Genomic DNA, 12,416 nt, shown 5'->3' on the forward strand with positions numbered 1-12,416 from the left:
GGCCGCGGCCGGACGTCAGGGGCAGAGCTCGTCGAGCTTGACCGCGCCGAGGTCGATGGCGCCCTCGACGTCCCCGGTGACCCGCTGGCCGGGTGCGATGTTCTGGGTGCAGACCCGCCAGTTGGCGTCGAGGACCTGGTTGCGGCTGCCCAGCAGGTCGTGGGACAGGCTGAGGTAGGCGCCGTTGGTCTGGATCAGGTCCTGGGCGTCCTGCAGCGTCATGCCGACCACGGCGGGCATGAGGAAGTCCACGACCACGGGAGCCGGCGTCACCTCCGGCGTGGGGGCAGGGGCCACCGCGGGCTCGGGGGCGGGCGTCGTCGGGGCGGGCGTGGTCGGGGCCGCCGCGGACGACGTCGCCGGGGCCGACGGGGTGGAGGTGGGCGCGGGGAGGCCGGTCTCGCCGTCGTCCCCGCAGCCGGCGAGGAGGAGGCCCGTGGCGAGCAGGACGGGAAGCGCGCCGAGTCGGCGGCGGGCGGAGGACTGGTTCATGGGGCATTCCGTGGTGGTCGTGCGGACGCGCGCCGGCAGCGCCTCCCGGGGAGGTCGGCGCCGGCGTCGCGGCTAGACGCCGGCGAGCGTCACACGGGGTCGGGTCGCTGTCCGGGACGCCGGGGACCGAGCCGTCTCGGAACTGCAACGGACCGTCGCACCGGCCCCGGACGCACCGCGGCCCCCGTCCCGGGGTGGGACGGGGGCCGCGGGCGGATCAGCGGTCAGTAGGCGCGGCCGCCGGTGCCGCCCTTCTTCTGCTTGGCCTGGAAGTCGCGGACGAACTGCTTGATCTTCGCCTGGTTCTGCGGCTTCTTGAGCTCCTGCACGACCTTCGCGGCCACGCCGGAGGCGATGAGGTTCCTCATCATTCCCATGGGGTGCTCCTCTCTCTCGATCCCCCGTTCCGTGCCCCGTCAACGCGTCCGGCAACCGCCACGTCCCCACGCTCGGAGACCGCCCGTCCGTGGGCGGCTCCTGACACCGCGTGCGGACGCACCGCGCCGTCCTTTCTCGTGGGGCACGGCGTGTCCCCGCGCGTCCGCGGTCGCGCGTCGCGGGCTCCGGAGAGGCATCTGCGGTGGTGGCGGTGGCGTGTCGGATGGGCGGCCGCCGTCAAGTCCACGGTCCGGGACCGGGCGTGGCGCGTCCCTCGGGCGGTTGTGACGGTCCGCGGCCCTCCCTACCGTTCCCGCTGGTCCTGGCCGGGCCCCCGTCACGAACCCGTGTGACACCCGCCGGACCACGCCGAACCGGACGCCGGCAGCCAGCCGCCCTCCGGACCGGGGACCCATCGAGTCCCAGGGGTGAAGCGCGACCTCTCGCGCCGGGCGACTCCCCCGCCCGAACCCGTCAGCTAACCCGGTAGGCGACCGTGGAGAACAGGAGAACCGTCGTCCATGACGACTGCACGCACGCCCCTCGCCCGTCGCTCGTTCCGCGGCATCGCCGTCGCGGCCATCGCCGGAGCCGGCATCGCGCTCTCGCCCCTCCCGGCCTCGGCTGCCGCAGGCGGCGGCGGTGGTGGCGGGGTCGTGGCGGCGGCCCCGGTGGCCGCTCCGAACGGCGTCGCCCAGGCGGCCGTCGACACCGCGCTCGCGCAGCGCGGCGACATGTACCAGTACGGCGCGACCGGTCCCGACCGGTTCGACTGCTCCGGGCTGACCAGCTTCGCCTACCGCGCGGCCGGCGTGGAGATCCCCCGCACCTCGCGGGCCCAGTCGACGTTCGGCACCCCGGTGGCGAAGTCCGACCTCAAGCCCGGCGACCTGGTGTTCTTCTACAGCCCGGTCTCGCACGTGGGCATGTACATCGGCAACGGCCAGATGGTGCACGCCTCCACCGCCGGCAAGCCGGTCGCGGTCGTGAACCTCGACTCGATGACCGGCTACCAGGGCGCCCGCCGGGTCGCCTGACGGACGGACGGCGCCCCGGTCACCGCCGACCGGGGCGCCGTCGTCGGTCCCCAGAGGGCCTTTGTCGCGCTATCGGCCCCTCCCGGGCCCGCTCAGTACGTGACGCCGAGGTGGCGCTCGGCGCAGCGCATGCACAGGCCGGTGTTGTCGTGCACGTGCTCGCGGGCGTTGACCTCGCGGCACACCGGGCACCAGCGGAACGTCCGCCGGCGACGGCGGGCGACCTCCTCCGCGGCCTCGGCCAGCATCGCCCGCTCGTAGACGACCTCGTCGGAGCCGAAGCCGCGCTCGGCCGCGAACTCCCACACCAGGTCGTCGCCCGACCAGCGCGGCTCGGGGCGGGCCAGCGTGAAGCCGAACCCGTCCCAGCCGACGGCGACCTGCACCGGACGCCCGCTCACGAACCAGCGCTCGTGCGGCGGCCCGGCGACCTCAAGCCAGCCGTCCCCCAGCGCCCGCACCAGCACGTCCGCGCCGACGCCGAGCAGGCCCGCGAGCTCCGCGGTGTCAGACACCGGCCAGCTCGGCCAGCCGGCACATCGCGTTGACCTGCCGCAGCTGCTCCGGCGTCCGCACCTGCGCGTCGAGCAGCAGCGGGCTCATCACCACGACCGCCAGCGCCTTCGCCCGCGACACCGCCACGTTGAGCCGGTTGAGGTCGTAGAGGAACGAGACCCCGCGCGGCGCCTCGTCGGCCGAGGTCGACGTCGTCGAGTAGACGACGACCGGCGCCTCCTGCCCCTGGAACCGGTCCACCGTGCCGACCCGCGCACCGTCGGGCAGCAGCGAGCGGATCAGCGCCACCTGGTTGTTGTAGGGGGCGACGACGAGCACGTCGTCCGGGCCGATCGGCCGCTCGGCGCCCTCGGCGTCGACCCAGCCGACGCCCTGCAGCGACCGCCAGACGGCGGCCACCTCGGCGGCCTCCTCCGTGGACGACGCCGAGGCCGGCACCGTGTGCGCCACCGACCGCACCGCCAGCCCGCTGCCGGACACCAGCCCGCCCGGCCGCACGGTGATCCGCTCGCGCAGCGCCGCCGACTCCAGGCGGCCCTCGTACGCCAGGTCCGACACGAACCGCGTCAGCGCCGGGTGCATCCGGTAGGTCGTGTCGAGGAAGATGCCGCGGCCCTCGGGCACGGTCGGGTGCCCCTCGAGCAGGTGCTCCAGCGCCGACAGCCCCGAGTCGCCGGGGTGCACGCCCTGCGAGGGCTGGGCCAGCTGCTGCGGGTCGCCGAGCAGCACCAGCGACTTCCCGGCCCGCGCCACCGCGACCGCGTTGGCCAACGAGAACTGCCCCGCCTCGTCGACGACGAGCACGTCGACGGCCTCGGCCAGGTCAGGCTGGGTCCAGAACCACGCCGTCCCGCCGACGAGCCGCACGTCGCCGTCGACGAGCCGCCGGGCGACGTCCTTGCCGTCCTTCGACCACTCGACGCCGGGCGCGCCGCACGCCTGGTGCTCGTCGCACTTCTGCAGCGCCGGCCGGTCGACGGCCGACAGGACGTTGCCGATGACGGCGTGCGAGGTGGCCGTGACGCCGACCTTCTTGCCGGCGTCGAGCAGCGCGCGGATGAGCATCGACGCCGCCCGGGTCTTGCCGCTGCCGGGCGGGCCCTGGACGGCGAGCACCTCGCCGTCGAGCCGGAGGCCGATCCGGACGACGGCGTCGCCGGCCTGCTCGTCGGGACGGCGGCGGCAGTCGGCCGGCACCCGCCGCTCCAGCAGCGCCTGCCCGAGGCAGGGCGTGCCCGCGAGGACGTCGTCGGCGGTGGCGGTGATCGCTGCGCGCATGCCCTTGTCGTCGAGCGGGCCGCTCGGCCCGAGCCCGCGCGGCGTGGCCGGGGCCTTCGCCGTCTTGACGACGACGCGGCCCTCGGCGGAGTCGAGCGCGACGACGGTGCCGATGCCCGCCCGCTGGTCGACGTCGACCGCCGTGGACCCGACCGACAGCTTCGTGTCCTGCGGCGGGAAGCGGTACTCGTAGAGCTTCGACCGCTTCTCCTGGCCCACCTCGACGGGCGCAGACAGCCGGCCGAGCGCGGTGCCGTCCTCGACGAGCGTGTCGTCGTCCATCTCCTTGCGGGCGAAGAACTCCCACCAGCCGGGGCGGGCCTCGCGGCGGTGCCACTGCACGAGGTCGCCGAGCAGGTCGTGCCCGGCGTCCTTGAGCCGGTCGACCAGCGCCAGCTCGGCGAGCTCGGCGTCGGTGCGCTCGACCGGGCCGGTGGCCTCCGAGAGCAGCGGGCGGTCCTGGCCGCCGAACTCGCGCTCGAGCTCCTCGCGCTGAGTCTCCAGCCAGTCGTGCAGCTCGCGGGTGGAGTCGACGTCGTCCTTGTTGTAGAGCTCGATGTCGACGAGGCGCTGCGGGTCGCGGTCGGCGAGCCACTTCTCGTAGGCGATGACGCTGCCCATGGCGTCCGCGACGTCGCCGGTGTGCTCGCGGCCGTAGAACGCCTCGACCTTCTTGATCGAGTACGAGCCCTTGCTGATCCGCATCGACTGCTTGACGACGGGATAGAGGTCGACGAAGCGCTGGTTGCGCAGCAGCTCGTCGAGCTCGGCCTCGCGGACGCCGTAGCGGCCGGTCAGCCGCTTGAGCGCGCTCACCTCGTAGGCGGCGTAGTGGTAGACGTGCATGCCGCGGTCGGCGCGCCACGCGTCCAGGATGAGGTCGATCAGGTCGGCGACCATCTGCTTCTCGGCGGCCGGGTCGTGCGCCCACAGCGCGGTGAAGCTGCCGTCGCGCCGCCCGATGCCGGCGAGGTACTCCAGCCCGGCGCCGTCGGCGGAGTGCGGGTCGCCCTCGAAGTCGAGGTAGAGGTCGCCGTCACTGGGCTCGGGCAGCCGGAGCAGGCCGAGGCCCTTCGTGGGTGGCAGCAGGGTGCGGGTGGGGACGCCGGTGCGCCGCTCGCGCAGCTGCTCGCGGGCCTGCTCCTGCACGCGGGCGCGGGTGGCGGCGCCGATGCGGGCCGCCTTGAGCGTCTCGGGGTCGGCGCCGGCGAGCTGCTCGAGGGTGGTGATGCCGGCGGCGCGCAGGGCCGCGCGGGTGTCGGCGCGCATGCCGGCGACGAGGCTGAGGTCGTCGGCGTCGGCCAGCTCGGCGGTGCAGCGCGCCTTCCACGAGCACTGGCCGCAGTACGGCACGGGGACGGGCGCAGTGGGCGGCGGGTCGGCGAGGAAGCCGGCCAGCTTCGCGCGGGCGCGGCGGGCGTAGGCGGCGACGTCGACCAGCCGCCACGGGTTCGTGGCGCCGTCACCGGTGACCACCCAGACGTGCTCGGGTGCCTTCCCTTGGAGGACGGCGAGGCGCTCGGCGTAGGTGGCCATCTGCAGCAGCGCGGGGACCTTGACGCGGCGGGCGAGCTTGGCGTCGGCGACCTCGTAGGACCAGGCGCCCAGGTTGGAGGGCGTCGCGACCTTGAGGAGGAAGTCGGCCGCGCCGCCCCAGACGCCGTCGAAGAACGCGGCCTGGGCGATGACGTCGACGCCCTGCCGCATCGCCTGCACGGTGAGCGCCTCGGCCTCGCGGCGGCCGGCGGCGTCGAACCGGGTGGGGATGCGGACGACGCTGCGCCCCTCGGCCTCCAGCGCCGACAGGTACTTCTCCTCGTGCTCGGTGCCGAGGTCGGCGATGAGCAGGGCGTGGTCGTCGGGGCCGCCGGCGAGGGGCTTCAACCGGCCGTCGGCGACGGCGAGGTCGAGCGTCGTCACGTGCGCGCAGGCCTGGTGGCGGGTCAGGTCGGTGGGGCTCAGGACCAGGGAGCCGTCGGTGCGGTACATCGAGACGGGACGTTCTCACGCGGACCCCGTGATCGGCGTGTCCCTCGCCGGTGGCGCCGTCGCCGAGTCACACCGCCCACACGCGGAGAGCGCGGTCCTCCCTTGGTGCCAGACACGCTCACCGAAGCGCCTCAATGCGCGGAGGAGCGGCGAGGATGCGGAACGCCCATTGCCGAAAGACAGGAACAACCCGTGGGACTGCTCCGCAAGACCGTGTCGCTCTCGACGTTCGGCCTGGTGTCCTTCCGGGACAAGGAGCAGCGCGCGACCCGCTACGCCCGTCAAACGCGCAACGCAGCTCGCGTACAGGTCGCCCAGCAGGCGATGGCGCTCGAACACCAGCGGCAGATGATCGCCCAGCAGGAACACATGGCGGTACAGCAGCAGGTCCAGGCATGGCACCAGCAGCAGGCGTGGCAGCAACAGGCCTGGCACCAGCAGCAGATCCACGCTCAGCAGGTCGCCCAGCAGATGCAGCAGCAGGGGCAGGGCACGATGCCGGCTGCGGGTACGCCACAGACCTCGTCCCCGGCACCCATGCCGCCGCAGATTCCTCCGGCGGCGCCGCACTCATCGCAGACGACGCCGCAGGCGTTGCCTTCGGCGCCGGTGCAGCAGGCGCAGTCGGGCCTGCTGCAGCTTCCGCCTGGCTGGTACCCCGATCAGATGAACGCCCAGTTCATCCGCTGGTTCGACGGAGTCAGGTGGACGGAGCACACGCAGCGTCGAGGCTGACGGCGTCCCGGCTGACCGATCACGGAGACTGAGCCGGTGACGGCAGGACTGCACCGCTCGCACCGGGTGGCCGGGGCGCTGGTCGGGTCAGCGGTGGGCGACGCGCTGGGGGCGCCGTTCGAGTTCGGCCCGCCCGGCGCGTTCTCGGCCCGCTTCCCCGTGGCGGCCCGGGGAGCAGCGACGGAGATGTGCGGCGGCGGGTCGCTCGGGTGGGCGCCGGGCGAGTTCACCGACGACACGCAGATGGCGCTGCTGGTGGCGCAGTCGCTGGTCGAGCGGGGCGGGCTGGACGAGGCCGACCTGTTCGGCCGGTTCGCCGCCTGGGCCGCGGCCGGGCCGCCGGACATCGGCGTGCAGACGCGGGCGGTGTTCGGGTCGGGCCTGCCGTGGGACCGCGCGGCGGCGGAGCACTTCGCGCGGACCGGACGGGCGGCCGGAAACGGCTCCCTGATGCGGACGACGCCGGCGGCGATCCGGTTCTCGCGTGACGGGACTCAGGCGACCGTGGACGCCGCCCGGCGCATCTCGGCACTGACCCACGGCGACCCAGCGGCCGGCGAGGGCTGCGCCGTCCTCCACGAGCTCATGGGGGTGGCGCTCGACGGCGGCGACCCGCTGGCCGCCGTCCCCGATGCGCTGTCACTCGTCGCGGAGGAGCACCGCGACCGGTGGGCGACGGTGCTGGCTCCGGACTGGGAGCCGTCGATGGCGACGGAGTCGAACGGCGCGGTGTGGCCGACGCTCGGTCAGGCGCTCTGGGCGCTGCGCACCGGCCGCGACTTCGCCGAGGTGCTGCGGCTGGTGATCGACCTCGGCGGGGACACCGACACCGTGGCGTGCGTGGCCGGCGGGCTGGCCGGGGCGGTGTACGGGATGGGCGGCATCCCGATGCGGTGGTCCTCGCCCGTGCACGGGACGGTGCCCGGGCACGGCGGCCGGGTGTGGCGGCTGGCCGACCTGCAGCAGCTCGCCGCGGCGCTGGACGGGAAGCCGGTGCCGTCGTACGACCCCGGCGTCATCCCGCGGATCGGCCCGGTGGAGGTGCTGCCGGGGATCTGGGCGGGCAACCTCGACGGCGCGAGGTACAGCGACGAGGACTTCGCCGTCATCTCGCTGTGCCGGCTGGGCGAGCCGTTCCCGCACACCAACCACCGGATGTCCTACATCGCCGACAACGACCACAACGTCGACCTCGACGTGATGCTTGCCGACGTCCTCGACGACCTCACTGCGCTGCACGCCGAGGGGCACCGGGTGCTCGTGCACTGCCACGGCGGGGCGTCGCGGACCGGACTGGTGCTGCGTGGCTGGCTGGTGCGCGAGCAGGGGATGTCGGTGGAGGAGGCGACGGCGCACGTCGCCGAGCGCTGGCCGCACCTCGGCCTCTGGAACGCCTCCTTCTCCGCGGCGCTGCAGCGCCTGGCGACTCGCTGAGGCCCGAGGGACGTCGCACCACTTCCGGGCGGATCAGTTCTACGCAGGCTGCCCGGACACCGGATACTCCCGCGGTCGCACTCATCGACGGAGGGACCACATCGATGCACCAGCCGCGAGGCGAGGGCCACTCTGGCGATGGCCGACCCACGTTCGGCGGCTTCCCGCCGCCATGGGCGCGACCGGGTCCTCCGCCACCACCCTCATCCCCGAGCTGGGGTCCGCCGCCCGGGATGCCCGCAGGTGCTCCGCCGTGGGGTCCGCCAGGGCCACCGTGGGGTCCGCCGGGGATGCCGCCATCGGGACCGCCGCCCGGACCTCCGCCGGGGTGGGGCCCGCCACCGGGTTGGGGCCCGCCACCTCCCGGCGGACCGCAGCACGGCAGTCGGCCGTACTCGATCCTGGGTGCGATCGCCGCCTCCGTGGTGGTGCTCCTCTTCATCGGTCTGGTCGTGAGCGCCGTGTCCGGATCCGGCGACGCGCAGGAAGATGCTGACCGCGTCCCTGTGCCGACCACCACCGCTACTGAGCCGCCACAGCCCTCACCGGAACTGCCGCCCGAGCCTCCCGGATTCGGCGACGGCACGTACATGGTCGGCACGGACATCCAGCCCGGGCTGTACCGCAGCGACGGTGGGTCAGGGTGCTCCTGGAAGCGGCTGAGCGATGTCAGCGGGGACTACGACGCCGTCCTCGCGTGGGAGTTCGCTGACGGACAGACCTATGTCGAGATTCTGCCCACCGACGTGGCCTTCTCGACGGATGACTGCGGCCGGTGGACACCCGCAACGAGCGGCGGGCCTGACCGTAGTGGTGGATTCGCGGACGGCACCTACCTCGTCGGTCCTGAGCTCCAGCCAGGGACTTATCAGTCCACGGGCGGTTCGAACTGCTCATGGCAGCGCTTGAGCAACCTGAGCGGGGACTATGACGCCGTCCTCGCATGGGAGTTCCCCGACGGACAGACCTACGTCGAACTCCTACCCTTCGATACGGCCTTCCGGACCGACGACTGTGGCACATGGAGCCGCATCGCCTGATTGACGAACGATCGGCGAGCCGTCGCTAGCTCATAACAGCGGTGCTGCAGAATTGATGCGTTAGCGCATCGATTCTGCAACCGAGGAGCCGCCGTGCTGACCGTCGACGAGGCCGCGGCCCGACTGGGCGTCAGCCCCCAGGAGGTGCGCCGGCTCGTCCGGGCCGGCACCCTGCCGGCGCAGCGGATCGGCCGGACGCTGGTCCTCCCGGACAACGCGGTGGACGAGCGCGCCCGGATGCCCGTCAGCCCGGGCCGCCTCCTCGCGGCACCGACCGCCTGGGCGACCCTCTGGGAACTGTCCGGCGAGCGCGCGGAGTGGCTGGACCGGTCGGCCCGTTCCCGGGTCGCGGCGCGGCTCCGGTCCTCGGACGCCGAGCAGGTCGTCGCATCCGTGCGTGAGCGCGCCGACCGCCGGGAACTGCGGGCACTGCCCGCGTACCGAGACCGGGTGTCCGCGGCGGAGGGCTTCGTCGCCTCGGGGCTGTCCGCGGCCGACGCGGTGGGAGCGGACATCATCGCCGCCGGCGCGGCGGTCGAGGGCTACTGCACTGAGGGCACGCTCGAGCGACTCCGCCGGGACCTCGGCCTGTCGGACCGGGGGGAGCCGAACGTCGTCATCCGCGTCCCGAGGTTCGCCGACCTGCCACTGGCCGGCCGGCAGCACATGCCGGTAGTAGTGGTCGCCGTCGACCTGGCCGAGTCCTCCGACGTCCGGACCAGGCGGGCAGGGCTGGACCTGCTCACCGCGGCGCTGGTCGCCTTCCGGGGATGACCGCTCCCGCGACGGTCGTCCTCCCGCCGCTGAGCGGCGCCCTCGACCGACTGTGGGACCTCGTGCTCGACATCGCCGCCCAGCTCGATCCTGCGGGCTGGGTGCTCGTGGGCGGGCAGATGGTGATGCTGCACGGGATCGCTGCCGGCCGGACGCCCACCCGGGCCAGTCAGGACGTCGACGTGCTCGCCGACCTCCTCAGCGACCGCGCCGGCCTGAGCCGCTGCGTGCAGGCGGTTCGGCAGCTCGACCTGCGCCCGGAGCCGGACAGCACCGGCAAGGTGTACCGCTTCCGCCGCCCGGCCGACGGCGCCGTCGTCGACGTCCTGGCGCCCGACCACTCCCCCTACGCTGGTCGCTGCGGACCGCGGTCGGCGGGGACACCACCCAGATCGACGGCGGCCACCAGGCGCTCCGGCGGGCGACCCCGCTCGCCGTCGTGAAGGGGAGCCGGTCCGCGACCGTGCCGGTGCCGGACCTCCTCGGCGCGCTGGTGCTCAAGGCGGCGGCCTGGCAGAGCACCACCCGGGACCGGGCCCGGCACCGCGGCGACGCCGCCTTCCTCGCGAGCCTGATGAGCGACCCACTCGCCGAGCGGGCCCGCTTCGCCGGCAGCGACCGCAAACGGCTGCAGCGACTCGACCTCGTGCTCAGCGATCCGGATGCCGCCGAGTGGCGGGCGCTGGGCGACGCGGCCGACGACGGCTACGCCGTGTGGCGACTGCTCCTGGGCTGAGCCCCGGAGGCGCGTTGCTAGCGTCCGGCCATGGCGATCGACCCCCGCGGTGCCGACCTCAAGCGCTTCCTCCAGGAGGACCCGGGCGGGCCGGTGGTGATGCTCAACCTGCTCCGGTTCACCGAGGGCGGGCGCGAGTCCTACGACCGCTACCGCGAGGCGCTGTCGGGCACCTTCCTCGCCCGCTACGGCGGCGAGGTGGTCTACGCGGGCGACGGCGGCACGCCCCTGGTCGCCGAGCAGGGGCAGGACTGGGACGCCGTGCTGCTGGTCCGCTATCCCTCGCGTGAGGCCTTCAGCCGGATGGTCGCCGACCCCGAGTACCAGCAGTTCACGCACTTCCGCACCGAGGCGCTGACCGAGGCGGTGCTGCAGCCGACCACGGAGTGGCAGCGCGACTGATCGTCACCGGGCGCGGCTACCGCGGCGCCGACGGGACGCGATGTCCCCTAGAGACAGTCGTGCTCTGCCCCGTCACCGTGGGCAGAGCACGAGCGTCCGGCTGGACACCACCCGAGAGGAGCGTTCAGGTGCGCGACCGGCGAGCCGGTCAGACGCCGGAGGTCACCCGGGCGCCCGGGCGGCGGGACGGGCGGATCGTGCGGGCGGCCGAGCGGGCCAGCCGGATCGGGCCGGTGTCCCAGATGCGGCCGGCGTCGTCCACGGGAGCAGCCGGCTGCGGCACCGGGCGCGCGGCCTCCTCGGCGTCGATCTGCTCCTGGGCGAGCGCGGCCAGCCGGCGCACGCGGATCGCGGCCTTCTGCCGGTCCAGCCGCTCCTGCTCGGCCATGACCAGCAGCTCCTCCTTGGCCTCGGCCACCGAGCGCCGCGACTGCTGCTGCAGCTCCTCGATGTCCACGTCGCCGCTGTCGCGCAGCGCCGCGAGCCGGTCATAGGCCGTCGGCGGGCCGAAGTTGAGCAGCACCTTCATGAGCACCGGCAGGATCTCCACGCACATGAACAGCAGCGACAGCATGAACTTCGCCGCGGCCAGGGTGGCGTTGCGCTCGCTGAGCCGGTCGAGCGCCTCCAGGCGCATGAGGATGCCGCCGGAGCCCTCGTTGGTGCTGTCGAAGGCGGCCTGCAGCCGGTCGAGCTCGGCGGTCAGCCGGGCCAGCTCGGCGGAGTCGGTGGCCAGCGCGGCGGCGGCGAGGTCGGCGCTGCGCGACTCCGCGCCGGCGGCACCCCGGGTGGCGTCGTCGAGCTCGGCGCGGGCGGAGGCGACGACGGCGGCCTGCGCGTCGGCGGCGGCCCGGGCTTGCAGGTAGGCCTGACCGGTGCCGGCGTCGCCGGTGCCGCAGGTGCCGTCGAGCTCGCACTGCGCGCGGGCCTCGAGGTCGCGCTGGGTGGCCAGGGCGGCGTCGTAGGCGGCCTGCTTGGCGGTGAGGTCGGCCTGGACGGCGACCAGCGCGGGGTCGGCCGAGCCGCCGGTGGCGACGACGTCCTGCTCCAGCGCCACCTTCTCCCGCAGCTCCTCCAGGCCGGCGAAGCGCGCGTCGGCCTCCAGCGACTCCCGGTACGCGTCGGCAGCCTCGGCCTGCATGACGGTGATCTCGGCGTCGATCTCCTTGTGGAACACCTGCAGCGTCAGCGGGGTGGCGACGACGACGCCCAGGATCAGCGCCAGCCCGACACGGGGGACGGCGAGGGCGAGGTTGCGCTTGAGCGAGGCGTCGTGCGCCATGCCGACGAGCAGCATCCGGTCCAGGTTGACCACGACGGCGCCCCAGCCGAGGCCGAGCAGCAGCGCGAACGGCCACCAGACGCCGAGGGCCATGTGCAGGGCGAACGACGCCGACGCGACGGCGAGGCCACCGGTGCTCAGCAGGACGCCGCCGAGCGCGGCGAACCGCGGCCGCGCACCCGGCGCCGACTCGAGCAGGTCGGGCCGCGCGCCGCCGAGGACCGCGAGGCGGTCCTGGAGCCGTCGTCGTCCAGCCATGTGGTCAGCACTCCCCGAGCGCCGGGGGTCGTGGTTCGTCCGCCGCTCCCCCGAGTGATCGGCAG

13 protein-coding genes and 1 riboswitch are annotated in these 12,416 nt (G+C 74.1%); of the genes, 8 read left to right on the plus strand and 5 right to left on the minus strand.

The annotated features are described in order from the left end of the window. Window positions 1-15: 15 nt before the first annotated feature. Both ACI78R_RS06990 and ACI78R_RS06995 read right to left on the minus strand, forming a co-directional pair. Window positions 16-492, minus strand: a complete 477-nt coding sequence (locus ACI78R_RS06990) for a hypothetical protein (RefSeq protein WP_457040129.1) — start codon at window positions 490-492, stop codon at window positions 16-18. 224 nt (window positions 493-716) lie between these two features. Further along, on the minus strand, window positions 717-869 hold the full coding sequence (locus ACI78R_RS06995) for a hypothetical protein (protein ID WP_175562858.1): 153 nt from the start codon (window positions 867-869) through the stop codon (window positions 717-719). A gap of 358 nt (window positions 870-1,227) precedes the next feature. Then, a riboswitch (cyclic di-AMP (ydaO/yuaA leader) is annotated at window positions 1,228-1,379 on the plus strand. Window positions 1,380-1,391: 12 nt separating this feature from the next. Here ACI78R_RS06995 and ACI78R_RS07000 point away from each other — a divergent pair. After that, window positions 1,392-1,907, plus strand: a complete 516-nt coding sequence (locus tag ACI78R_RS07000) for a C40 family peptidase (RefSeq protein ID WP_073420439.1) — start codon at window positions 1,392-1,394, stop codon at window positions 1,905-1,907. A 92-nt stretch (window positions 1,908-1,999) separates the two neighbouring features. Here ACI78R_RS07000 and ACI78R_RS07005 read toward each other — a convergent pair whose 3' ends face one another. Together ACI78R_RS07005 and ACI78R_RS07010 are read right to left on the minus strand one after the other, a co-directional pair. After that, a complete protein-coding gene (locus ACI78R_RS07005; RefSeq protein WP_457040130.1) occupies window positions 2,000-2,422 on the minus strand; it encodes a hypothetical protein in 423 nt (140 codons plus the stop codon). Then, on the minus strand, window positions 2,415-5,690 hold the full coding sequence (locus ACI78R_RS07010; RefSeq protein ID WP_457040131.1) for a TM0106 family RecB-like putative nuclease: 3,276 nt from the start codon (window positions 5,688-5,690) through the stop codon (window positions 2,415-2,417). The genes ACI78R_RS07005 and ACI78R_RS07010 overlap by 8 nt, the downstream gene beginning before the upstream one ends. Window positions 5,691-5,882: 192 nt before the next feature. Here ACI78R_RS07010 and ACI78R_RS07015 point away from each other — a divergent pair, with 192 nt between their 5' ends. The 7 genes from ACI78R_RS07015 to ACI78R_RS07045 all read left to right on the plus strand — a co-directional run bounded on the left by ACI78R_RS07015 (window position 5,883) and on the right by ACI78R_RS07045 (window position 10,811). Further along, window positions 5,883-6,425: a DUF2510 domain-containing protein gene (locus tag ACI78R_RS07015; protein WP_457040132.1), complete on the plus strand. Its 543-nt coding sequence runs from the start codon at window positions 5,883-5,885 to the stop codon at window positions 6,423-6,425. Between the two features lie 36 nt (window positions 6,426-6,461). After that, on the plus strand, window positions 6,462-7,859 hold the full coding sequence (locus ACI78R_RS07020; protein ID WP_457040133.1) for an ADP-ribosylglycohydrolase family protein: 1,398 nt from the start codon (window positions 6,462-6,464) through the stop codon (window positions 7,857-7,859). Between the two features lie 422 nt (window positions 7,860-8,281). Beyond that, a complete protein-coding gene (locus tag ACI78R_RS07025) occupies window positions 8,282-8,899 on the plus strand; it encodes a hypothetical protein (protein ID WP_457040134.1) in 618 nt (205 codons plus the stop codon). Between the two features lie 93 nt (window positions 8,900-8,992). Next, window positions 8,993-9,673 carry a helix-turn-helix domain-containing protein gene (locus ACI78R_RS07030; RefSeq protein WP_457040135.1) on the plus strand — a complete coding sequence of 227 codons (681 nt, stop codon included), beginning with the start codon at window positions 8,993-8,995 and terminating at the stop codon, window positions 9,671-9,673. After that, on the plus strand, window positions 9,670-10,116 hold the full coding sequence (locus tag ACI78R_RS07035) for a hypothetical protein (protein WP_457040136.1): 447 nt from the start codon (window positions 9,670-9,672) through the stop codon (window positions 10,114-10,116). Before ACI78R_RS07030 ends, ACI78R_RS07035 begins: the two co-directional genes overlap by 4 nt. Then, window positions 10,113-10,409 carry a hypothetical protein gene (locus tag ACI78R_RS07040; RefSeq protein ID WP_457040137.1) on the plus strand — a complete coding sequence of 99 codons (297 nt, stop codon included), beginning with the start codon at window positions 10,113-10,115 and terminating at the stop codon, window positions 10,407-10,409. Before ACI78R_RS07035 ends, ACI78R_RS07040 begins: the two co-directional genes overlap by 4 nt. A gap of 30 nt (window positions 10,410-10,439) precedes the next feature. Then, window positions 10,440-10,811, plus strand: coding sequence for a DUF1330 domain-containing protein (locus ACI78R_RS07045; protein WP_457027063.1), 372 nt, complete (start codon window positions 10,440-10,442; stop codon window positions 10,809-10,811). A 148-nt stretch (window positions 10,812-10,959) separates the two neighbouring features. Here the strand turns inward: ACI78R_RS07045 and ACI78R_RS07050 are convergent, their stop codons facing one another. Continuing rightward, a complete protein-coding gene (locus ACI78R_RS07050; protein ID WP_457040138.1) occupies window positions 10,960-12,351 on the minus strand; it encodes a DUF4407 domain-containing protein in 1,392 nt (463 codons plus the stop codon). Window positions 12,352-12,416 lie beyond the last annotated feature (65 nt).

It is taken from the genome of Geodermatophilus sp. SYSU D01106 (genome assembly GCF_054049995.1).